The organism is Proteus mirabilis ATCC 29906 (assembly GCF_000160755.1).
Lineage (GTDB): Bacteria > Pseudomonadota > Gammaproteobacteria > Enterobacterales > Enterobacteriaceae > Proteus > Proteus mirabilis.
On record NZ_GG668579.1, the window covers coordinates 367,993 to 391,887 of the forward strand.

Below are 23,895 nucleotides of genomic sequence, written 5' to 3' on the forward strand. Positions count from 1 at the left end.
AACATTAATAATATCCATTATTCTTCTTCATTAATGATTTTATAAATTAGCCAATCGGCTTGTTTTTTGATTATGATAAAAACCAATTAATGGAATATATAGGATCTAACTAAAAGAGTTTATTCGAAATTAGGAATTAACACTTATTAAACTTCTGCGCTAAATATATTTGGAAAATTTACCTATGAGCAAAGATAATAAAAAGGCAGGAATAGAACCGAAGGTTTTTTTTCCGCCATTAATCATTGTTGGTATTTTATGCTGGTTAACGGTACGCGATCTTGATGCTTCAAATGAAGTGATCAATGCCGTTTTCAGCTATGTTACCAATGTCTGGGGTTGGGCCTTCGAATGGTATATGGTGATCATGTTTGGGGGCTGGTTCTGGTTGGTTTTTGGACGTTATGCCAAAAAACGCCTGGGCGATGAGAAACCAGAATTTAGTACGGCAAGCTGGATCTTTATGATGTTTGCTTCTTGTACATCAGCGGCTGTGCTGTTTTGGGGCTCAATTGAAATATACTACTACATTTCAAGTCCTCCTTTCGGTATGGAAGGTTACTCCGCGCCAGCCAAAGAGATAGGGTTAGCTTACAGCTTATTCCACTGGGGCCCGCTACCTTGGGCAACCTATAGTTTCCTGTCTGTCGCCTTCGCTTACTTCTTTTTTGTACGCAAAATGGAAGTGATCCGCCCAAGTAGCACTTTAACGCCATTAGTGGGTGAAAAACACGTTAATGGTTTATTTGGTACTGTCGTCGACAATTTCTATTTAGTCGCTTTGATCCTAGCAATGGGCACCAGCCTTGGGCTTGCAACGCCTTTGGTAACTGAATGTATTCAATACTTATTTGGTATTCCTCACACTCTACAATTAGATGCCATTATTATCTCTTGCTGGATCTTACTCAACGCTATTTGTGTGGCATTTGGTCTACAAAAAGGGGTAAAAATCGCCAGTGATGTGCGTACTTACCTGAGCTTCTTAATGTTAGGTTGGGTATTTATCGTGGGTGGTGCCAGCTTTATTGTCAATTACTTCACAGATTCTGTGGGTACATTGCTGATGTATATGCCACGTATGTTGTTTTACACCGATCCTATTGGTAAAGGGGGTTTTCCTCAGGCTTGGACTGTCTTCTATTGGGCTTGGTGGGTTATTTACGCCATTCAAATGAGTATCTTCTTAGCGCGTATTTCTAAAGGTCGTACTGTTCGTGAATTATGTTTAGGAATGGTATCAGGTTTAACCGCAGGAACTTGGCTGATTTGGACTATTCTGGGGGGTAACACTTTACAACTGATTGACCAAAATATCCTTAATATTCCGCAACTGATTGATCAATATGGTGTGCCACGCGCCATTATCGAAACATGGGCCGCTTTACCCCTCAGTACAGCAACCATGTGGGGCTTCTTTATTCTCTGCTTTATCGCCACCGTCACTTTAATCAATGCCTGCTCTTACACACTAGCAATGTCAACTTGTCGCTCCATGAAAGAAGGGGCTGAACCACCATTATTGGTACGCATCGGCTGGTCTGTATTAGTCGGTATTATCGGCATTATTTTACTAGCATTAGGCGGCTTAAAACCGATCCAAACCGCCATTATTGCCGGAGGATGCCCACTATTTTTCGTCAATATCATGGTCACCTTGTCCTTTATAAAAGATGCCAAAGTGCACTGGAAAGATTGATCTCCCTATACGCAAAAAATGACACATTAAGAGGTTATTAACATGGATTTTAGATTGAATGATGAGCAGGAACTGTTTGTTGACGGTGTCCGCGAATTAATGGCCAGTGAAAACTGGGAAGCTTATTTCGCACAGTGTGATCGCGAAAGTAAATACCCAGAGCGTTTTGTTAAGGCCTTAGCGGATATGGAAATTGACAATCTGCTTATCCCTGAAGAGCACGGTGGCTTAAATGCCGGATTTGTTACTGTTGCCGCAATTTGGATGGAATTAGGTCGTTTAGGTGCGCCAACCTATGTGCTCTATCAATTACCGGGGGGATTTAACACCGTATTGCGTGAAGGGACTCAAGAACAAATCGACAAAATCATGGCGTTTCGTGGTACAGGCAAACAGATGTGGAACTCAGCGATCACTGAACCGGGGGCCGGTTCTGATGTGGGCAGCTTACAAACCACTTATACCCGTAAAAATGGCAAAGTTTACCTCAACGGTAGCAAATGCTTTATCACCAGTAGTGCTTATACCCCTTATATCGTCGTGATGAGTCGTGATGCGGCTTCCCCTGATAAACCCATCTTTACCGAATGGTTTGTCGATATGAGTAAACCCGGCATTAAAGTCACTAAGCTAGAAAAACTGGGTTTACGTATGGATAGCTGCTGTGAAATCACCTTCGACAACGTTGAACTTGAAGAAAAAGATATGTTTGGTCGCGAAGGTAACGGCTTTAACCGTGTGAAAGAAGAGTTTGATCATGAGCGTTTCTTAGTGGCACTGACTAACTATGGTACCGCAATGTGTGCGTTTGAAGATGCGGCGCGCTACGCCAACCAACGGGTTCAATTTGGTGAGACTATCGGTCGCTTCCAACTTATTCAAGAAAAATTCGCCCATATGGCGATCAAACTCAATTCAATGCGCAACATGTTATATGAAACTGCATGGAAAAGTGACAATGGCTTAATTACCTCCGGTGATGCTGCAATGTGTAAATACTTCTGTGCGAATGCAGCCTTTGAAGTGGTTGATAGTGCGATGCAAGTGCTGGGTGGTGTGGGGATCGCAGGTGAACACCGTATTGCACGTTTTTGGCGTGATCTACGCGTTGACCGTGTATCTGGTGGCTCTGATGAAATGCAGATCCTGACATTAGGACGCGCTGTACTGAAACAGTATCGTTAATTAATCGCAGAGCACTCTCTTAACATCAAGTGAGGGAGTGTTCAAACAGTCCACTGACGAGGTGACATTATGACAGAACATTTACCCATGCCACAATTTGGGCCACTAGCTGGAGTTCGTGTGGTGTTTTCAGGTATTGAGATTGCCGGGCCATTTGCAGGACAGATGTTTGCAGAGTGGGGTGCAGAGGTCATTTGGATTGAAAACGTTGCATGGGCGGATACCATTCGTGTTCAACCCCATTATCCACAGCTTTCCCGTCGCAATCTACATGCGTTATCGTTAAATATTTTCAAAGACGAAGGCCGTGATGCTTTCCTAAAATTAATGGAAACCACGGATATTTTTATCGAAGCCAGCAAAGGTCCTGCCTTTGCCCGTCGCGGTATTACCGATGAGGTTTTATGGGAGCATAACCCTAAATTGGTTATCGCGCACTTATCCGGCTTTGGTCAATATGGCGATCCGCAATATACCAACCTTCCAGCCTACAACACTATTGCTCAAGCATTTAGTGGCTATCTCATTCAAAACGGCGATAAAGACCAACCTATGCCCGCTTTTCCTTATACCGCTGACTATTTCTCTGGTATGACGGCAACCACCTCAGCATTAGCGGCACTGTACAAAGTGCAACAAACAGGCAAAGGGGAAAGTATTGATATTGCAATGTATGAAGTGATGTTGCGAATGGGGCAATACTTCATGATGGACTATTTTAATGGCGGAGAAATCTGTCCACGAATGACCAAAGGCAAAGATCCATACTATGCCGGCTGTGGCTTATACCGTTGCCAAGATGGTTATATCGTGATGGAAGTGGTCGGCATCACTCAAATTGAAGAAATTTTTAAAGATATTGGTCTTGCTCATCTATTAGGTACTCCTGAAGTCCCCAAAGGGACACAACTGATCCACCGTATTAATTGCCCTCATGGTCAACTCTTTGAAGATAAATTAGATGAATGGCTAGCCAACCAGCCGATTACCGCCGTACTAAAACGCCTATCTGAACTCAATATTGCCAGTGCAAAAGTGTTAACCATTCCTGAATTAGAAGGCAATCCACAATACGTGGCTCGAGAGTCAATTACTCAATGGAAAACGATGAGTGGTGAAACCTGTAAGGGACCAAATATCATGCCGAAATTCAAAAATAATCCAGGAAAAATCTGGCGTGGTATGCCTGCTCACGGCATGGATACCAATGCGATTTTGAAAAATATCGGTTATAGCGACGAACAAATTAGGGAGCTAGTCGATAAAGGGCTAGCTAAAATCGTAGAGTAAATACCGTTAGACTCAGGTACAAGTGGCACTATCCCACAATACCTGAGCTTACGGCAAAAGCATGGGATAACAGTTTAATGGATGTGATTGGCAGACAACACTTACGGCAAATGTGGGATGATTTAGCTGAAGTTTATGATAAAAAAACAGCGCTAATTTTTGAATCTGCACAAGGGAAAGTCAGACAATTTAGCTACAGTGAATTAAATGAAGAGATCAACAGAGCCGCAAATCTTTTTCATGCCTGTGGTATAAAAAAAGGCGACCATGTTGCCTTACATCTTGATAACTGCCCAGAATTTTTCTTTTGCTGGTTTGGACTGGCAAAAATTGGCGCTGTTATGGTGCCCATTAATGCCCGCTTTATGTATGAAGAGAGTGCTTGGATCATTAACCATTGCCAAGCACACTTTGTGGTAACAAGTGATAATTTCTCTCCAATTTACCAACCGATGTTGCACGATAAGCACTCTCCTTTAACGCAACTGTTTTTAATAACAGAAAACGGTCTCCCTACTGAAAAAGGGGTTGTTGATTTTTTAAGTGAAAAAGCCAAGCATCCCGTTACGCTTAATCATCACACCCCATTAAGTGTGGATGACACGGCTGAAATCCTTTTTACCTCAGGTACTACTTCACAACCCAAAGGAGTAGTTATTACGCATTATAATTTACGTTTTGCTGGCTACTACTCCTCATGGCAGAACGCCTTACGGGAAGATGATATCTATCTTACCGTCATGCCTGCTTTTCATATCGATTGCCAGTGTACCGCATCACTTCCTGCTTTTTCTGTCGGTGCCACATTTGTACTACTGGAAAAATACAGTGCGAGAGCCTTCTGGAAGCAAATTCTCAAATACCAAGCAACGGTAACAGAATGCATACCTATGATGATGCGCACCTTAATGGCACAACCAGTCTCACCAGATGAAAAGCAACATAAACTGCGCGAAGTGATGTTTTACCTCAATCTTGCAGATGAAGAGAAAGATGCCTTTATTGAACGCTTTAATGTGCGATTACTCACCTCTTACGGCATGACAGAAACCATTGTTGGCTTAATCGGTGACAGACCTGGCGATAAACGCCGCTGGCCATCTATTGGTAGACCGGGATTTTGTTATCAAGCGCAAATTCGCGACAAACAAAATCAGCAAGTTCCTAACGGTGTAGTCGGTGAGATCTGCGTCAAAGGTGAACCGGGAAAAACCTTATTTAAAGAGTATTACAATCGCCCCGATGCAACAGAAAAAGCGCTAGAGCCTGATGGTTGGTTACACACGGGTGACTATGGTTATCAAAATGACGAAGGCTTTTTCTATTTTGTTGATCGCAGTTGCAACATGATCAAACGCGGTGGTGAAAACGTCTCTTGTATTGAAATTGAAAATATCATCGCATCACATCCTAAAATCCAAGATGTAGCAGTAATTGGTGTACCTGATGATATTCGCGATGAAGCCATTAAAGCCTTTGTGGTACTGGTTGACGGTGAAACGTTAAGTGAAGAAGCCTTTTTCGCCTTTTGTGAACAGAATATGGCGAAATTTAAAGTGCCTTCCGCCGTTGAGTTTAAACAGGGGTTACCACGTAATTGCTCGGGCAAAGTGATCAAAAAGCATTTGAAATAAGCCATAAGTGGGTTTTCGTGACAGTTAATTATAACTGCTTATTTTTATTGAAAAAGGAATATGACATGAGCCAATCATTACATCTAACAACACGTGGTTCAGTGCTTGAAATTATATTAGATAGACCGAAAGCCAATGCAATTGATGCCAAAACCAGTCATGAAATGGGTGAGGTATTTATGCGTTTTCGTGATGATCCTAGTTTACGCGTTGCCATTATTACAGGTGCTGGTGAACGATTCTTTTGTGCCGGCTGGGATTTGAAAGCCGCAGCTGAAGGAGAAGCCCCTGATGCAGACTTTGGTGCTGGTGGCTTTGCGGGCTTAACGGAATTATTTGATCTTAATAAACCTGTCATTGCTGCCATTAACGGCTATGCTTTTGGGGGTGGCTTTGAATTAGCACTGGCAGCCGACATGATAATTTGTTCAGACAATGCTTCTTTTGCCTTGCCAGAAGCACAATTAGGTATTGTCCCTGACAGTGGCGGTGTTTTACGTTTACCTAAACGCTTACCTCCTGCAATTGTCAATGAAATGCTCATGACTGGCCGTCGTATGAATGCACAAGAGGCGCTACGCTGGGGCATTGCTAACCGCGTTGTCAGTGCGACTGAACTGATGGATAGCGCCCGTGAATTAGCCGATCAAATCGCCAACAGTGCGCCACTTGCAGTCGCTGCATTAAAAGAGATCTACCGTGCCACTAGCGAGCTTTCGATTGAAGAAGGCTACAAATTAATGCGCAGTGGTGTTCTAAAATATTACCCAAGTGTTTTACATTCAGAAGATGCACTCGAAGGCCCGCTAGCCTTTGCCGAAAAACGCTCACCTGAATGGAAAGGACGGTAATTATCACTTGAATTGATAATACAACTAAGAGGAAAACTGATGAGTATCTATGCATTTGAAGGTGTTATTCCTGTTGTTCATCCAACAGCTTACATTCACCCATCAGCAGTACTAATTGGCGATGTCATTATTGGTGCTGGTGTTTATATTGGCCCTTTGGCTTCATTACGGGGTGATTATGGCCGTTTAATTGTTGAAGCAGGTGCAAATCTTCAAGATGGCTGTGTTATGCATGGTTATACGGATATGGATACCATTGTGCAAGAAAATGGTCATATTGGTCATGGTGCTATTCTTCACAGTTGTATTATCGGTCGTGATAGCCTAGTCGGTATGAATAGCGTGATTATGGATGGTGCGGTCATTGGTGAGGAAAGTATTGTTGCCGCCATGAGCTTTGTGAAAGCGGGCTTTCAAGGACAGGCGCGACAAATGTTAATGGGAAGCCCAGCAAAACATGTACGTGATATTAGCGACCAAGATATGCAGTGGAAACGTATGAATACTCGTGAATATCAAGATCTCACTGTTCGTTGTCGTCAAAGCTTAGTAGAAACGACACCATTAACAGCCCCTGAAGCTAATCGTCCTCGTTTAAGGGGCACGACAGAGGTAAAACCCAAAGGTCAATAAACCAACAGCGACAGGCACAACAAACGCCTGTCGTATTGCTTTATTTTAACACTCGGCTATCAATTAACGCCGTTGTGATTTTGACAACATCCATTGCCATTTTTGTTGGTGATTCAGCCCATGAGGGATCATAGCGGCTAATTTCTCTGGGGCGCTTAAACGGCTTTTACTTTGCGTATGACCTTTTAAACGAGCGTAAAGAGCAGGATCAATATGACTGACTTTGATCATCCTTTGGCATTGGCACCCTCTTCCTTCCAATTGATTAGGCACACTTTTGGTTTCACACTCAATCTCTTTTACATCAGAAAGAATATAAGAAACGATATTAATCGCATTACATTGGGGGATATCAAAATTTTTAGCGATCTCTTTCGCACTCACCCAGCGTTGTTGCTCTTGAACCCAGTCTGCAATTAACAAATAGAGTGGTTTATTTATGTCTTCTTCACACATATTTACTCCAACAATATTACAAATCAAAGTTTATTTATCTCTAAATAAAGATAATAACTATATGTTAATTTTATTTAACCGCGGAGTATCGGCTTTCCCTGTTAATTCATTCAGTTAGTTATTTAAAAATAAATAATATTTTGTATATCATTAACAACCAAACTCTTTAATTAACACATTAATTACAATTTATTTTGTTGTTATTAAATATAAAATAACACTAATAAAAATAAATAAAATCAACTTACTGAGTTTACAGTAAGAACGGACAAAAAGAATAAAAGAACATGATAAAAGTGTTTATAAACAACAAAATAGCATAAAAATATTATATTATTAATCCATTAAAATGCTAAGGTTATAGTAATAGATTTATTTTTAGATTACCACAAAGGCAACTTATTGTTAGATATAAATCAATAATTGATTAAATTACACCTTATCCGCGTATACGATAATTTAGCAGAGAATAATCTTACTTTAAAAACACAAGTCGATATAATAAATTATTATTGCGCAATTTAATCAGATAATATTTCTACAATATAGTACAATGCTCAGCATTCTATTCTTTTTAAATAGTCTAATTCATCAATAGAGTTTTTATTTAATATAGACAGAAAAATTGAATAAGAATAATATTTATTTTACCTATGATTATTATTTTATTGGCGCCATTAACATTAAATAGCGCCAAATAACAAACACAATAAAATCATTACAATGATTGGCGATTAAAGGCTAATGACCAATCATCAGTAAATTTATTAATCGCATCATCGACTACGGGTGAACGGATAATAGAGTAGGCAAGCTCTATCGGAAGTGTTACTGCCGAAGCGCCAGACAACAGACAATCAACCACTTGGCGTGGTGTTTTAAAACTAGCTGCCAGTATTTTAGTGGGTAAATTATGCATGGAAATCAGCGTTTGCAACTCTCTTACTACTCTCACACCATCAGAGCCTTGTCTATCCATACGATGCACATAAGGAGCGATATAATCAGCCCCTGCTAACGCCGCCATCAACCCTTGAGACACACTGTAAATAGCAGTCCCCAATACCAACATATTTTTTTGCTTTAATTGTTTAATAGCAACCAAGCCAGCTTCAGTGACGGGAATTTTAATCACAGTATTATCGGCAATATTACCAATGCGCAATGCTTCTTCAATCATGGTATCGATATCACGGGCAATTACCTGCGCAAATACCCGCCCCTTACCGCCCATAGCGGCTTTTAATTCAGGTAATAGCGTTTCAATGGGCTGCGCTGATTGAGCAATAATAGAAGGATTGGTAGTGACACCAGCAATAGGAAGCACTTGTGAAAGTTTTCTCACTTCTTCAATATCTGCGGTATCTAAATAGATTTCCATAATCGCGCCTCAATGATGTTGGTTTTAAGCTAAATAATTATAGGTATAGATTAGAAAGTAGCATTGTGAGCGAAGAATTTCTAGTAGAACAGATGAAAATAGCGCCATTTTCACGGCGCTAACAATTAAACAAAAAATAACCGTTATATTTATTTAATCCTTATCATTAATATAATTTTTTGCTATTAAGTATAGCCTCGATCTTAATAGTATTAAGATTAATAGCATGACTAAAATAATTATTTAAATAAAATATAGCGAGTTATTTTTTAAATTCAGCATCAATAACTTGATAAAAAGCATTACCCGTATCAGCAATATCCCAAACACCTAAAATAATTTGATAACCAGAACGTTCTGGTATATTACAATTTAATGTTACGGTTTCTGTGGGTATTTTCCCATTATCATTTCGTTGGCAAAAAGGTGTTAAATCAAAATCAGCACGGGTCAATGGTTTATTAACATCCCACCCTGGTTTTGTAATAAAGAAGCGCCATGATTCAGTGCTATGTTTTGCAGTTAATGTCCACTTAAAAGTATTTTCGCCACTTTTCATTGCCACTTTATGCCAGCGATCTGCACTTTGTGCATTTAAAGCAGAAAAAGTTGCCTTTCCACCACTGGCAATTTCACCATCTGCAGGACCACCTTTAGGGAATCCTTTATCCCCTTCAATGGATTGCGGTTCATACTGTATCGGACCACAATTTTTATTTAAATTCCCCCCTTTGGATGAACAAAGAAAAGCTCTGCTGGGTGGAATATCAATATAGCCATGCTTTAATGTCACCTCAGCTGATGCTGTTGAAATAATACCTGCAGATGATAATAATAATGTTGCAGTAAATAGCATAAGTTTATTTTTCTTCATAATAAATCCTCAATAATAATTAAATTATTTAAAATATAATGATTATGTCAATCACATTAGATATTAGTCAAAAATAGATAATTAAATATATATTTATTAAAATCTGTGAGCAATATCGTCATTTAATTTAATATTAAAAGGAGACTAAAACAGCCATTTAATATTTATTAGATGATGATTAACCATTGAAATAATAAAAATATAAACAAGAGTATATAAAATAAGTTTATTATTAAAGAATAGTTTTAAATTAACATTTCACTTAAATTAACTATTCTTTATAAAAATTAGTTTGATGATAAATATGCCATGGCACTTCGTTAATCAATTAAAATAACGCATTGATATAATCAGAAGTAAACCCTCGATATTGTAGATAGCGAATTTGTTTGGCTCTCTCTTTAAAATCTTTGGGTTTACCTGTACCAAATTTTTTCTCTTTAAGATCTTGGCAAAGTGCATACCAATCAGTTTCTGTTTCTTCTAGTACCCGTTCAATAATTTCACTAGGAAAGCCTTTTTGCTGTAACTCTTGGCGAATACGCAGCGGGCCATAAGATTTACTTAAATAACGACGAAAAAAAGCATATACCGTGCGATTATCATCCAGATATTGGCCTTCTAATAATCGCTCGATCACTTGCTCTAAACATCTTTCATCGGTTGTGCTATGTTTAGCTTTATCGACTTCGTTGATCCTTCGTGCTAAACGGCGTTTTAGCTCAGTGGTGCCATAATCACGACGCGACAACATAAATATAGCGTATTGGTATAATTCATCATAAGTCATCGCAACTCCTTAATGTTATTGCACCTCAGTTTGGTATCCTACATATCTTATCGCAGTTACTTATCAATGCGACCAATTAATCGGAACTTATCAATAGCTGTACAAAAATAGTACAATCACGCTTGGTAAACCCCGTTATTTATCACCATAAAATCATCTGCTTTTATTAAGAATAACTGAAGATAAAGATGATTATTAGTTAAAAACACTTAGATAATACCGTGATAATACATATTGCTAAGCATTTTTATCTGCAATTAGCACTTATAGCTGGTGACCATATATAAGAAAAAGACTAAAATTTCGCGCTACTCTTTTACTTACTATTTGGTTATTTTTTATTTTTGTGGGTTATATATGAACTTTTCTCATTTTAATAAGGTAATGTTTGCTGCCTCTCTTCTTGCTACTGGCTTTTCTTATGCGGATAGCGATCGCCCTCTGCTCTCTTTAAGTGTAAGCCAATCCGGCGGCACTGCGTTAAATAGCGAAGGTTCGTTAGATACCCGTACTCCTGCAAGCCAATCTCGCGTATTACCTATCTGGGGTGATGAAGCTCGCGCCCGAGGTTATGATTTACCAGAGCCATTTGGTGCAAGCTATAGCTATATGAATCTACGTCAAGATATTGTTGTGGATAAAATTGGGTTTATTATGCCGAAAAATCCAGAAACAGCGAATGCTCTAAAAATAGAAGCAGGACATACTCGTGAAAAAAGTGAAACCCATATGCTAAAACTCGATAGCTGGGTTTTCCCTTTTATGAATGTGTATGGTTTATATGGGCGAACTAAAGGTAAATCAAAAACAACACTTAAAGGTGGTAGTTTTGGTGGTTTTCCATTAAATTTTATAGAAGGTATGCCTTTTAACCTCGATTTTAAAGGTGATACTTATGGCGCAGGTTTTACTTTAGCCGGTGGCTATAATCAATTTTTTGGTACTTTTGACTTAAACTACACCAAAACTAATCTTGATATTCTCGATGGGGATATTAAAGCCTTAGTCATTTCACCTCGTGTTGGCTATGAATTTGTTTTTCAACCTTTAATCGCCGGCCAAGGTAATACCAAGCTACAAGTGTGGACAGGTGCCATGTATCAAGATATTACCCAACGGTTTAAAGGTAATATCAATAATTTAAATCTTCCCCCAGCGTTTGCTGGCATGATCGCCTTAATGAACGATCCTGATATGAAATTCGACGTTGAACAACATCTTGCTCATAAATGGAACCAAACGGTAGGGGCTCGTTTAGAAGTCACCCGTAACTTTAATGTGATCACCGAAGTGGGCTTTAATAATCGTAATAGTTTCTTTGTTTCTGGTGAGTTCCGTTTTTAATGGTTAAAACATCTTTTATTTATGGGCTGGCCTTTGCCAGCCTATTTATTTCACACACAGCGAATGCCCAACTCTTTCCTGATAGACAACAAATCGACCAATGGTTAAATCAACTAGGAGGGAGCAATAATTTTGATCGCAGTAAAACCATCGACTGGGGCGTTTTACCCGGGCCTTTCTATACCCCTGAATTAGAGTTGGGGCTTGGGATCGCCGTTGTTGGGCTTTATCAAGCAGATAGTCGTCCCGACAGTAAAATTTCATCACTGTCATTAAGTGGCTTTGGTTCATCAACCGGGGCTTTTGGTATGACTTTTAGTAACTATACTTACCTTGCTGATGATACATGGCGCTTTTACCTTACTGGGGCATTAAATAATGTGCCGACCAACTTTTGGGGACAAGGCTATCATGAAGGACGAGTTAAAAAGAACTTTGCACAATATCGTTCACAAGAGCTACATTTAACGCCGACATTGCTACGTCAAATTACCAAAAACACCTATATTGGCTTAGGTTGGGATTACGCTAACTTACAAGCAGCAGCACCTGATGATGAGTTTAAAGCCTATATGAGCAAACGTCATTTGCCATTACGCTCTACCAGTTCAGGATTAAGTGTGCGCTTTACCTACGACAGTCGCGATTTTTTGCCTAACGCTCGCCAAGGCCAAGCCTTTGATATTAGCTATACTCATTATTCATCGGATACTGGTAGTAATAACCGTTTTAATGCAACTCAAATGCAGTACAACTATTATTATCCATTAACCGAAGATGCGGTACTCGCCTTTGATAGCTATGCTCGCTTTACCTCAGGAGATGTACCATGGACGCAACTGTCTAAATTAAGTAACGGCCATCAGATGCGTGGCTATTATGAAGGGCGTTATCAAGATAATCATGTCTTTTCTAGTCAGATAGAGTATCGGCAAAAACTTAGTTGGCGTCATGGTATTGCATTATGGGCCGGAGGTGGCACATTGAGTAATCAAGCACGTGATCTCGGTAAAGGACATTGGCTACCCAGTGTTGGTATTGGTTATCGTTTTGAATTTAAACCACGCATGAATGTACGCCTCGATTTTGGTGTCGGTAAAGAGAGCACCGGATTTTATTTCCAAGTGGGTGAGGCATTTTGATGTTAACGCGTTTGGCTATTTTTAATATCATCTTCATATTGGTCATTTCAGGATGCACTACCTCATCTGTGTCTGAAACCATTGCTGCTCATCTGGAAAGTGAGACTCAAGAAGAAGCCTCACAAGTTTGGCAAACGCCCCCCGTACTTGATGCGCCTAATGGATTAAGGCCTTGCTGTGCTTTTGGCTATAATTTAAAAGTCAAAGCATGGGGAGTACCTATTCCTTTTTATCGTATCGATAATATTGTTGAAGCTTCTACTTTAGGTGATCATCGCTATAACGATAATTTTTGGCTGGGAACTGCCGCAGTATTAGGCATAGGCAGTGAAAAGTCGGGCATAGTCTATTCACATAAAGGGGGCTTTCTTGATATCGCCCATATTCGTGATACCGCAGATTATACTTATTATCTCTTTAGCCATATCTATCCCAAATTAGGCCAAGAGTGGACGCTAACACTCAGTGACGAATTAGCACAGCGTAAAATTCACTTTAACCGCTTTACTCCTCCTAGTAGTGATCGACAACGTTATACCTTAAGTGCTTATCTTGCCGCGCGTTTAGCTTATCGCCTTGCCGTATGGCATGAGATTGCACAGTGGTACGGTTATCGCTCTGTGGCGGGATTTTCAGAAGGGATCTCCGCATTCTCACCAGAAGATCTCTACTCTAACCTAATGGGGGCGCGCTTATCACTTACCCTGATCCTCAATGGTGATGCCACAAACCTTGAGCACTATAACCAATCAATGCAGCGTATTATTCCCTCAGCACTCGCTCAACTAGAGGCGCAACCTCGTCAGGCCACCCAGCAGTGGTTTGATTTAATTGATGGGCAATGGTGGAATAGCCAAGAGCGGGTACCCGATAAATTTTTAGTATTAAAGCGTGATTATCATCTTGCTGACAAACGCTATCCGGTATTGCCTTTTGGGGAGACAACTCCACCTCATTATCTGACATTACCCGATGTTTACGCAGGCTATTCTTTAAAACAATTAGCAGAATTTCAGCTTTGGCCTACTAAACAGATGGCAAATTTACCCGTCCCTAAAACTTATTGGAAAGAAGCGGATTTTGCTGATTTAGCAGAAAAAGCTCGCCAAATCGATCAAAAAACTCGACCAAAAACAACAAAAAATGACTAAATATTGAACAAAATTGACATATTAAAAACGCTAAATTATGATAAATTTGAGTTAAATAGCATTAATTTATATAAGAATAACTGAACAATAATCAAAAATCACATTTTTTGTTAAAAGAAAAAAGCGATTATAAAACGAGGTGTTCCAGTAAATAAGATACATTTTATTAACAATGCACTCGTAGTTATCCTAATGTAAGGCGATATTTTGTAGCTATAGAAAAAGTAATTTGCTAGTATTCGTTCGATTTTTATCCAGTTAAACGAGGAGAAGCAATGCCCTCTCAATTGATGAGGACAAGTGCCGTCTTCGCTTTCTTGATTTCACTACTCTTTACTGGTGTGAGTTTTGCCTCTACCAGTACCGGCAGTTCCCGAATGCTGCAGGCGGATACATTCAAAAGCACGACAACCTCGTTGCCAGATTTGAAAAAATATCCCTCGGGAACTCAGCGTAAGAAAGCGTTTTTAAATGTCATAGTTCCTATTATTGATAACATTAATAATAAGATATTGAGAGATCGTGAGTGGTTAACCGCTCAACGTAAAGCCCAACACTGGGGCAGCGCAGATTTGAAAAAACTGCGTGAAATCTGTCAATACTATGGCGTAACATGTACCAGCCCCAAAAAAGTGAATTGGGATTCGTTACTGACTCGCGTTGATATTATTCCGACTCATTTTGTCGCAACGCAAGCTGCAACAGAATCAGGTTGGGGAACATCAAAATTGGCACAGCAAAACAATAACTTATTCGGTATGCGATGTGGTAACCGGTCTTGCAATAATGTCCCTGGGAAAACCAAAGGCTATGCAGCCTACCCAGATATTGAAGGCTCAGTGATTGCTTATATGCGTAATCTCAATACGCACCGCGCCTATAATTCACTGCGCTCATCAAGAGCACAGCAAAGAATGACGCAACAGCAACTCGATCCACGCCAGTTAATCACCGACTTGAAAGGCTATTCAGAATTAGGTTCAAGTTACAATGATTATCTGACCGAAATGTTCGACTCAAATAAGAAGCTGATCACGCAAGTTCAGTTACAGTCGAAACGAGAAAGTTAGTCCTAAATAGCTATTCATAGCAAACAAAAGCCACTTTTCATTTATCTGAAAAGTGGCTTTTATTTATCACAAGATAATCTTTTGATTGAAAGCAAGCTAATAATTCATAATATAGGGAGTAACACATTTGGTATGACTGTTAAATCACACCCTTAGAGCCATTTATGAATTTTTTTTCATTCGAGTTTCTCGGAGCCTTTACGAGCTTTTTTATTATCTATTGGCTCTTCCAAAAGCAGGTTAAGATCCAAAATATCTTACTCATCATAGTAAGTTATGCTTTTCTATTCTATGTCGACTACCGTCCTGCTGTTATCTTATTAAGCTATACGCTTTTGATTTACTCATTAGCCAATATACTCACCCGCTATACATCAACGAAAGTGATTTATTGGTTACTGGGGCTGTTAGTTGCCCTCTATTTTACTGCCTTTAAATATTACTCATTTTTCCAAGAATCATTGACACAATTATTCTCACAGTGGGGATTAAGTGTTGAATTGCCAATTATTGAACTACTGGCACCATTAGGGTTATCGTTTTATATCTTCCACTCTGTTAGCTATGTCGTTTCAGTGTGTCGCAAAGAGATCCCTAAAGCCCCTTTTCTTGATGTCGTGCTCTACTTATGCTTTTTCCCAAGCATTGTGGCGGGACCGATTAATCGTGCCAAACAATTTTTACCACAAATTCAAGCACCAACCCGTAAAATTATCGACTATAAAGGGGCTATCATGCTGATTGTATTAGCAATCGCTAAGCTCTTTTGGTTAAGTGGTTGGTTGTCGACAAATTATGTCGATCCTATTTTTAATGCCCCTGATTTAGCCACTAGCGGACAAGTACTGGTGGCGACCTATGCTTATGCATGGCATATCTATTTTAACTTCTCGGGTTATACCAATTTAGTGACAGGTATTGCGTTATTACTGGGTTTTGTTGTCCCTCGTAACTTTAATGCACCTTATTTAGCCATCAATCTTGCTGATTTTTGGCGTCGTTGGCATATAAGTTTATCAACGTTTATTCGCGATTATGTTTATATCCCTTTGGGGGGAAATCGTAAGGGCGTTATTCGACAAAATGTGAATGCCTTTGCCGCGATGGTTATCTCTGGTTTATGGCATGGCGCAGCTATGACGTTTATTATCTGGGGAGCCATTCATGGTATTGGTGTGGTGATATTAAATATCAAACACCGCCTTTTCCCCGCCGCCAAACATGACGCCAATAGCATGCTAGCATCATTAAAAATGTTGTTATCTTGGATAATTACCTTCCATTTTGTGTGCTTTGCGTGGATCTTTTTTCGCAGCCAAACCGTCAATGATGCTTGGATATTAATTCAACAACTCTTTAGTGCAGGTGCTTGGCAGTCGCTACAAGCCGAAGGGCTAACCCTGTTTATGTTCTGGGGACTGTTCTTACTGTATCCTTGTTTTGTCACTTTAAGGGCAATTATTGCGCGACTTGAGAAAAAAGTGCCTTGGTATGTTTATCCACTACCATTAGCGTTGATCCTTACAATTATATTTATGTTGTCTCCTGATGGGGTTCCGGGATTTATTTATGCCAGCTTTTGATTTCAGTTCAAATTTAAAAAAGACCGTAAAAGTGGCTTTAATGGTGCTCTTCAGCACACTATTTCTTATTTGGCTAAACCAAACATCATTAGAGCGCTTTTGGCAACAACAATACCATCGCCCAGCCCCTTGGTCGGGTTTATCACAATATTATGCTTGGCAAGTGGGAGGTCAGTTGCGAGATGGCGTATTTGTCGCAGTAACAAGCTATAGTGATTATTTGCGAGTTAATCACCCGGATAATCAGGCTAAACCAATAACGCCTCGTCAAGAACAAACCGCCTTTCCAGAAGGATTTGCAGTAGGGCTACATTTTATCAATGGCTATACTCGCCCCGCTTCGCAATTAACACAACAGTTTCCACAACTCCTACAACGTCAATATGCACAAGGTACATTAGCAAATGCATCAACTATTGATCTGACAAAAGCCGCTGCTGAAGCCCAAAAACCTATTGTGCAAAAAACAGATGTCATATTATCTCCCAAAGACAAAGTGCTGTTTGCTGGAGATTCAATGATGCAAGGCGTTGCCCCCTTATTAAAACGTCAATTGCAAACAGATTATAATATAAGCAGTATTGATTTGAGCAAACAGAGCACAGGATTAGCCTATCCTAAGTTTTTTAATTGGCCTCAAACTATTGCTAATCGGTTAGCTAGCGATGATTCCATTAAGTTACTGGTTGTTTTTTTAGGGCCTAATGATCCTTGGGACATGCCCCCAGATGGTGGCGGACGTTATTTAAAATTTGCCAGTGAAGCGTGGGGCACCTTATATCGCGCTCGTATTGCCAGCATTATTGATAATGCGCGCCAACATAATGTGAGTGTGATTTGGATTGGTCCTCCGAATATGCGTAAGCAAAAATTATCTCAAGGTATGGCTTATCTAAATCAACTTTACCGGGAAGAAGCAGAAAAAACGGGAGAAATTTACCTTTCTGTCAATGATATGTTTAAATATGAAAAAGATATTTATTCTGATTATATCGGTGATGGTAGCAGCCGCGTGAAGCTAAGAGCAGGCGACGGTATTCACTTTAGTTTAAAAGGGCAACAAATCATTGCTCAGCAGGTATTCTCGCGTATCCATCTGCAAAAAGTTGATGATGTGCCAGATGATGTAACAGACAAAAATATGGTCACGCCAAATGAAACAATTAACGCACATCCTTAAACCTCGAACCTTAGTCAGTCGTTCTATTATACTGGCTTTGGTTTCGCTGTTAGTCGCTTGTAACCAAGAGAAAGATAAATCTCTTACGCTATCAACACCTAGCGTGTTACCTGCAGATGGTTCAAGACAACTCTACAACTACCATGATCCCAACTTTGCCGCTTTTGCGCAAAAGTTAAAGCAACGACGCCAAAGGGTACATATCGTACAGTTGGGTGATTCACATACCGCTGCGGATTTTTTCAGTGGTAAACTACGTGAACGTTTTCAAGCTGATTATGGCAATGGTGGTATAGGTTTTATTCCCCCTACCGCTATTGCGGGTCAACGTATTGCCAATATCCAATATCAAAGCAGTAAAAAAGCGTGGGATTTACTTTCTAGTCGCAAAGAAAGCGATCCTGATTTTCCCTTAGGGGGATTTATCGCTGAGCCAGTCGCGAAATGGTCAGCATTGCAACTAAATGAAAATCCGACAACAGGTCAGCGTTACCAATTACAAGCGTTATATAAGGCGCCTACGGCTTCACAAATCCATTTACAATCCGCTGGCAGTAAAACACTTTCACTTTCACAGACACAAGGTGAATGGCAATTTTCTAAACCCACAACGATCACCTTCCCAATCAATATTACGATTAGTAAAAACCAACCGATAAAATTAGGCGGTTGGTTAATTAGCAACCAAAAGCCAGGGGTGATGTTATCCGCATTAGGTATTAACGGCGCAACCATTAACATGATGGATAAATGGGGAGCACAGTGGAGTAAAACATTAGGCCAATTACATCCCGATATGGTGATTTTAGCTTATGGCACTAATGAAGCCTTTAATGATACTTTTGATTTAGTGGCTTACCGACAACTGCTTGTTGAAAAAATTCGTCAAATCCGCCAGCAAGCCCCGAATAGTGCCATTTTATTAGTTGGTCCGTCGGATTCTATTAAGAATAAAGATGCATCAGATTGTCGCTCTCAACAACCCCAATGGTTAACCGATATTATTCGTATCCAAAAGAAAGTCGCTCAACAAGAGCGTACATTATTCTGGGATTGGCGCGATTATATGGGTGGAGAGTGCTCAATTAAAGCATGGTCTATTTATGATCTTGCAAGGCCGGACGGTGTCCACCTTTCTCGTGAAGGGTATGAAAGTAGTGCAAATACTCTCTATAGCCAATTATCAGCGCTGATTAATAAAAGTTAGATATTATTATAACGAAAAGGAGCCTCAGCTCCTTTCTCGTTATGTGGACTCTCAGTCATCGCATTATTAATTATGTAAAGCATCAATATATTTAATGACATCAACACTCGCTTGTTCCATTTGCTGAATATACTTCACTACCGCATCCTGATCACCGGCCATATTCGCCGCCAATGCAAGACGCCCACTTTGATGAACCAATTTATGAGGCTCTTCTAAACGACGAAAAGCTTCACTGCCAGCAAATTTGCGCCCTTCACCTTGGTAGTACCATTTTCCTAAACGACATTCAGTATGCTGATTAACACAATTTTCATCATCATTATTTAATAAGTGAATATAAATCGCTTCTTTCCATAAAACATGATCTATTTTCACAGTATTAAAAAATTGTTGTATCGACATAAACTGAAAGATATTTTTTAAATCATTGGCTTGTTGAGCAAGCGCAGATAAATTAGCATGACCTTCCGTAACAAGATTTTTTATTTGCTTCAATTGTTCTTGATTTTTCTGAGTATTTTGTTTTATTGGTGTAAAGCGGGCACTTACATTATTGTTGATAGACGCTATTTCTGAGGCCTGATTTTGGATCTTTTGTGAAAGGCTTTTCATCTCTTGTGCTAATACAGAAAATCCTGCACCTGCATGACCTATATGTCCTGCCTCTATTGCTGAATTAATTGATAATATATTGGCTTGATTTGACAGTTTATCAATATTATTAGCGCTATCTTTTATTTTATTTAGCCATTTAGCAAAATTCTCAATTTCTTCATTACTATGAGTAAAATGCTCATCAATTTCATTAAAAAAGACCACTAATGATTCTGCATTGATAAGCATATCATTAAAGAGATGTTCCATTTCTTCCAGCAATGCTAGCTTTTCTTGTAATTTCTGACTAGATGCCAAAATGGAATCACGAATAAGTGTAATAGTATGAATATTACACTCCGTATGCTGTTTAAACAGTGAATTATAATCACCCATAAAAATATCAGCCTCACCATGTTCACAAAACAATAAGACCTGTAGATTAATCAGTTGTTAACTATTTTCTATCAGATTTAATGGTGATTTATAGCAATGAAAAATGGCGCACCTATTGATGCGCCATTTGTTAAAAAGGAACAGCTCATTTTTATAAAAATGCAAAGAAAATCATTCCAACCACTGCGCCTGTAGTACCTAAAATGGTTTCCATTAATGACCATGTTTTTAAGGTTTGCCCTTCTGTCGCACCAGTAAATTTACCGTATAACCAGAAGCCGGAGTCATTAACATGGCTTAAAATAATAGAGCCACCGGCAATACAAACCGATAACGCCGCCATTTGTGCACCGCTATAACCTAATTCACTGATCACCGGTAACACTAAACCAACCGCAGTTAAACAAGCCACAGTCGCAGAGCCTTGAATAACACGTACAGCACCTGCAAGAATAAAACAAGCCACAGCAATCGGCATACCTGCACCAATTAATGCATTCCCTAATGCTGGCCCCACACCTGAATCCACCAGCACCTGTTTAAATACGCCACCAGCACCCGTGACTAATAAGATGATCCCCGCAGGTTGGATAGCCGCAGAGCATACTTCCATGACTTTTTCTTTGCTCATACCACGGCGAATAGCCAAGCCATAAATAGCCACTAAACACGCCACAAGGATGGCAATAAAGGGGTGACCAATAAACTCAAGAATATTGAATAGCTGAGAGTCAGGCTCAACAAAACGCGCACCAATGGTTTTACATCCAACCAAGACTAATGGCAATAAGACCAATGCAAGACTGAAGCCAAAAGAAGGCATTTTACTTTGTCCTAAGCTTGGCTCATCAAAATCTTTCGGTAATTCTAAGGTCACATAACGGCTAATAAAGTTACCAAAAATAGGCCCCGCTAATAACATACCTGGAATAGCTGCACATAAACCAATTAAGATCATCCAACCAAAATCAGCATTCATCTGGTCAGCAAGCAACATAGGCGTTGGCCCCGGTAATAAGAAGGCAGCGGCCCCTGCAACACCGGCAAAGAGAGGGATCGCCATTTTAACAACATTCCCCCCCGTACGACGGGCAACAGCAAATACCACCCCGATCAGTAAAACCACCGCGACATCGAAAAACAGAGGTAATGCGCAAACTAAACCCGCAATACCCAGTGCATAGTTAGCCCGTTTTTCACCAAAGGATTTCAGTAGCCGTACCGCAATTTGGTCTAATGCCCCCGTTTCATGCAGAATTTTACCAAACATTGCCCCCAAAGCGACCACGATGGAGAGAAAACCCAATGTTCCCCCCATTCCGTTTTGCATGGTTTGCGTGATTTTTTCTAACGGCATACCAGAGAAAATGCCAGCACCAATAGCAACAATCATTAACGCAATAAAGGCGTGTAAACGCGCATACATTACAAAGAAGAGCAATAATAGGACGGAGCCAACTGCAGTTAGCACCAGTGTTAATGTACTCATACCGCACTCTCCTCAGTAATAGGTTTAGTAACAGATTCTATAGTGTTGATGACATTTTCAATCACGTTATCAAGAGATGGCGAAATATCTATTTCATAAACATCAGGTTCGTCATTCGTTGGCTCTTCTAATGTTTCAAATTGAGTAATCAACATCTGTGGTTTAAAGAAGTGACCTTTACGCTCTTTTAAACGACTTTCAATTAGCGCGTAATCCCCTTTTAAATAGAGAAAATGTAAGCAGTGATTACCTTCTCTTAACATATCGCGATACTGTTTTTTTAATGCGGAACAAACGATTAATGACACTTTATTGGTTCTTTGCATTGCAAAAGCAGCATCATTGAGAGCGTGTAACCAAGGTTTGCGATCTTCATCATTTAAAGCATGACCTGAAGCCATTTTAGTGATGTTTGCACGAGGATGAAGGAAATCGCCATCTAAAAATGCCGCACCGATACGTTGTGCTACACCATTTGCAACCGCTGATTTACCGCTGCCTGATACCCCCATTAAGATAAAGACATGGTGTAGGGATTGGGTATCTTTCATATATTGCTCCTTTAGGCAGTTATTAACTTTTTTGTAATGTTACCCGTAACTGTTACGGGTAACATTACTCGATCCAGAAAGATAAAAACAACCTACAAAACAAACTATGAAATGAAAGTGTGAAGCGTCTCGCAAATAGATTGTGGAAAAACAACAAAGTTACAACAAAATCATAAGTAATTGATAAGTTAACGACTGATTTTTACAAAGCAAAAAAACGTCAGGATATATCACTCTATAATCCCAAATAGGGTCAATAAAAAAACCCTACCAAAGAAAAAAATAATTTAATAATCAAATAAATAACTAAATACTTTCACCGGTGATGATACGGAATCCCACATCAATCACTTGCCCACGAGTAATTTTACCCTTCATTCTTTTTAGTAATAAATCCGCCGCTTGTTGTCCCATTTCATCACGTGGCGTAAAAATACTGGCTAACCGTGGAGTCATGACTTGTCCCACATCATGACCGTGGAAACCGGAAATAGCAATTTGCTCAGGTACCGCAATCCCCATACGCTGACATTCGAAAATAGCCCCTATCGCAATATCATCATTGGTGCAATAGAGCCCATCTAAGTCAGGATATTGCTTGCGTGCCTCATGTAAAAGTTCTGTACCTAACGAATAAGAAGAGCTTTTAGGTGTCATCACATGACCTATGGGTAAGCCTACTTCTTGCATCGCTTGTTCATATCCTTGTAAACGCATTAATGTTCGCTCATCTTGTCTTGCCCCAAGATAGATAATTCGTTTACAACCACGGTGGATCATTTCACTGACCATTTTTCGCGAGGCTTCAATATTGTCTAACCCTACCGCCGAATCAAAACAAGGTGAAACACTATCCATAATTTCCACCACCGGAATACCCGCCGTTTCCAGCATTTTGACCGTTTTGGGTGTGTGTGTTCTTTCCGCTAAGATCAAGCCATCAATATTATAAGAAAGCAGAGAAATAAGACGCTCTTCTTCTTTTTCTGCTTGATAGCCATAGTGCGCCAACATAGTTTGATAACCATATTTATCCGTCACAGATTCAATACCACGAATAACTTGTGCAAACACTTGGTTAGTAAGAGAAGGCAATAATACGCCAATCGCATGGCTGGTCGCATTCGACAAAATATCAGGTGCACGATTAGGAATATAATTCAGGCTGTCTAATTCACGAGCGATTTTGACTCGTAATGCTTCGGAAACTTGTTCTGGATTACGCAAAAAACGACTAACTGTCATTTTTGTGACACCAACACGGTCGGCAACATCCTGTAATGAGGGGCGTTTTTTTTTCATTTTATATCGTAACTATCCAAAATATCAGTATTAATACGCACTTGAGGTTTATTTAACAAACCTGATTATATCCTTAGGTTATACACTATT

At 39.7% G+C, this 23,895-nt stretch carries 21 protein-coding genes; 13 read left to right on the plus strand and 8 right to left on the minus strand.

From position 1 onward, the window contains the following. Positions 1–184 precede the first annotated feature (184 nt). The 6 genes from caiT (at position 185) to caiE (ending at position 7,292) form a co-directional block, all read left to right on the plus strand. Positions 185–1,699 carry an L-carnitine/gamma-butyrobetaine antiporter gene (gene caiT / locus HMPREF0693_RS12575; RefSeq protein ID WP_004245792.1) on the plus strand — a complete coding sequence of 505 codons (1,515 nt, stop codon included), beginning with the start codon at positions 185–187 and terminating at the stop codon, positions 1,697–1,699. Between the two features lie 42 nt (positions 1,700–1,741). After that, the gene (caiA, locus tag HMPREF0693_RS12580) at positions 1,742–2,884 is read left to right on the plus strand and encodes a crotonobetainyl-CoA dehydrogenase (RefSeq protein WP_004245793.1); all 1,143 of its coding nucleotides are present in this window, start codon (positions 1,742–1,744) and stop codon (positions 2,882–2,884) included. A 69-nt stretch (positions 2,885–2,953) separates the two neighbouring features. After that, positions 2,954–4,174, plus strand: coding sequence for an L-carnitine CoA-transferase (gene caiB, locus HMPREF0693_RS12585; RefSeq protein ID WP_004245794.1), 1,221 nt, complete (start codon positions 2,954–2,956; stop codon positions 4,172–4,174). A 77-nt stretch (positions 4,175–4,251) separates the two neighbouring features. Beyond that, a complete protein-coding gene (gene caiC, locus HMPREF0693_RS12590) occupies positions 4,252–5,808 on the plus strand; it encodes a crotonobetaine/carnitine-CoA ligase (RefSeq protein ID WP_004245795.1) in 1,557 nt (518 codons plus the stop codon). A gap of 65 nt (positions 5,809–5,873) precedes the next feature. Next, positions 5,874–6,659 (plus strand): crotonobetainyl-CoA hydratase, encoded by a 786-nt coding sequence (gene caiD, locus HMPREF0693_RS12595; RefSeq protein WP_017628515.1) that lies wholly within the window; start codon positions 5,874–5,876, stop codon positions 6,657–6,659. 39 nt (positions 6,660–6,698) lie between these two features. Then, a complete protein-coding gene (caiE, locus tag HMPREF0693_RS12600) occupies positions 6,699–7,292 on the plus strand; it encodes a carnitine operon protein CaiE (protein WP_004245797.1) in 594 nt (197 codons plus the stop codon). Between the two features lie 63 nt (positions 7,293–7,355). Here caiE and caiF read toward each other — a convergent pair whose 3' ends face one another. From caiF to HMPREF0693_RS12620, 4 genes are all read right to left on the minus strand, one after another. Next, entirely contained in the window at positions 7,356–7,748 is a 393-nt protein-coding gene (gene caiF, locus HMPREF0693_RS12605; RefSeq protein ID WP_004245798.1) for a carnitine metabolism transcriptional regulator CaiF, read from the minus strand. A 718-nt stretch (positions 7,749–8,466) separates the two neighbouring features. Further along, entirely contained in the window at positions 8,467–9,129 is a 663-nt protein-coding gene (gene fsa / locus HMPREF0693_RS12610; protein ID WP_004245799.1) for a fructose-6-phosphate aldolase, read from the minus strand. Positions 9,130–9,391: 262 nt separating this feature from the next. After that, positions 9,392–10,003 (minus strand): lytic polysaccharide monooxygenase, encoded by a 612-nt coding sequence (locus HMPREF0693_RS12615; protein ID WP_004245800.1) that lies wholly within the window; start codon positions 10,001–10,003, stop codon positions 9,392–9,394. Positions 10,004–10,331: 328 nt separating this feature from the next. Continuing rightward, complete coding sequence (locus tag HMPREF0693_RS12620) at positions 10,332–10,793, minus strand: regulatory protein RecX (protein WP_004245801.1); 462 nt, start codon at positions 10,791–10,793, stop codon at positions 10,332–10,334. A gap of 357 nt (positions 10,794–11,150) precedes the next feature. Here HMPREF0693_RS12620 and HMPREF0693_RS12625 point away from each other — a divergent pair, with 357 nt between their 5' ends. From HMPREF0693_RS12625 to HMPREF0693_RS12655, 7 genes are all read left to right on the plus strand, one after another. Then, the gene (locus HMPREF0693_RS12625) at positions 11,151–12,137 is read left to right on the plus strand and encodes a hypothetical protein (RefSeq protein ID WP_004245802.1); all 987 of its coding nucleotides are present in this window, start codon (positions 11,151–11,153) and stop codon (positions 12,135–12,137) included. Next, positions 12,137–13,279 carry a BamA/TamA family outer membrane protein gene (locus HMPREF0693_RS12630; RefSeq protein WP_004245803.1) on the plus strand — a complete coding sequence of 381 codons (1,143 nt, stop codon included), beginning with the start codon at positions 12,137–12,139 and terminating at the stop codon, positions 13,277–13,279. Before HMPREF0693_RS12625 ends, HMPREF0693_RS12630 begins: the two co-directional genes overlap by 1 nt. Continuing rightward, complete coding sequence (locus HMPREF0693_RS12635; protein WP_004245804.1) at positions 13,279–14,430, plus strand: DUF4056 domain-containing protein; 1,152 nt, start codon at positions 13,279–13,281, stop codon at positions 14,428–14,430. Before HMPREF0693_RS12630 ends, HMPREF0693_RS12635 begins: the two co-directional genes overlap by 1 nt. Positions 14,431–14,705: 275 nt before the next feature. Further along, on the plus strand, positions 14,706–15,500 hold the full coding sequence (locus tag HMPREF0693_RS12640) for a protein bax (RefSeq protein ID WP_004249225.1): 795 nt from the start codon (positions 14,706–14,708) through the stop codon (positions 15,498–15,500). A 164-nt stretch (positions 15,501–15,664) separates the two neighbouring features. After that, complete coding sequence (locus tag HMPREF0693_RS12645) at positions 15,665–17,083, plus strand: MBOAT family O-acyltransferase (protein WP_004245806.1); 1,419 nt, start codon at positions 15,665–15,667, stop codon at positions 17,081–17,083. Next, positions 17,070–18,263, plus strand: a complete 1,194-nt coding sequence (locus tag HMPREF0693_RS12650) for an SGNH/GDSL hydrolase family protein (RefSeq protein WP_004245807.1) — start codon at positions 17,070–17,072, stop codon at positions 18,261–18,263. The genes HMPREF0693_RS12645 and HMPREF0693_RS12650 overlap by 14 nt, the downstream gene beginning before the upstream one ends. Further along, on the plus strand, positions 18,238–19,470 hold the full coding sequence (locus HMPREF0693_RS12655) for an SGNH/GDSL hydrolase family protein (protein ID WP_004245808.1): 1,233 nt from the start codon (positions 18,238–18,240) through the stop codon (positions 19,468–19,470). The genes HMPREF0693_RS12650 and HMPREF0693_RS12655 overlap by 26 nt, the downstream gene beginning before the upstream one ends. A gap of 66 nt (positions 19,471–19,536) precedes the next feature. On the opposite strand, the gene HMPREF0693_RS12660 is transcribed toward HMPREF0693_RS12655, so the two are convergent. The 4 genes from HMPREF0693_RS12660 to gntR all read right to left on the minus strand — a co-directional run bounded on the left by HMPREF0693_RS12660 (position 19,537) and on the right by gntR (position 23,805). Then, on the minus strand, positions 19,537–20,463 hold the full coding sequence (locus tag HMPREF0693_RS12660) for a methyl-accepting chemotaxis protein (RefSeq protein WP_004249221.1): 927 nt from the start codon (positions 20,461–20,463) through the stop codon (positions 19,537–19,539). A gap of 151 nt (positions 20,464–20,614) precedes the next feature. Then, complete coding sequence (gene gntU / locus HMPREF0693_RS12665) at positions 20,615–21,952, minus strand: gluconate transporter (protein WP_004245814.1); 1,338 nt, start codon at positions 21,950–21,952, stop codon at positions 20,615–20,617. Further along, entirely contained in the window at positions 21,949–22,503 is a 555-nt protein-coding gene (gntK, locus tag HMPREF0693_RS12670) for a gluconokinase (RefSeq protein WP_004245815.1), read from the minus strand. The genes gntU and gntK overlap by 4 nt, the downstream gene beginning before the upstream one ends. A gap of 306 nt (positions 22,504–22,809) precedes the next feature. Then, positions 22,810–23,805, minus strand: coding sequence for a gluconate operon transcriptional repressor GntR (gene gntR, locus HMPREF0693_RS12675; RefSeq protein ID WP_004245816.1), 996 nt, complete (start codon positions 23,803–23,805; stop codon positions 22,810–22,812). Between the last annotated feature and the right edge of the window lie 90 nt (positions 23,806–23,895).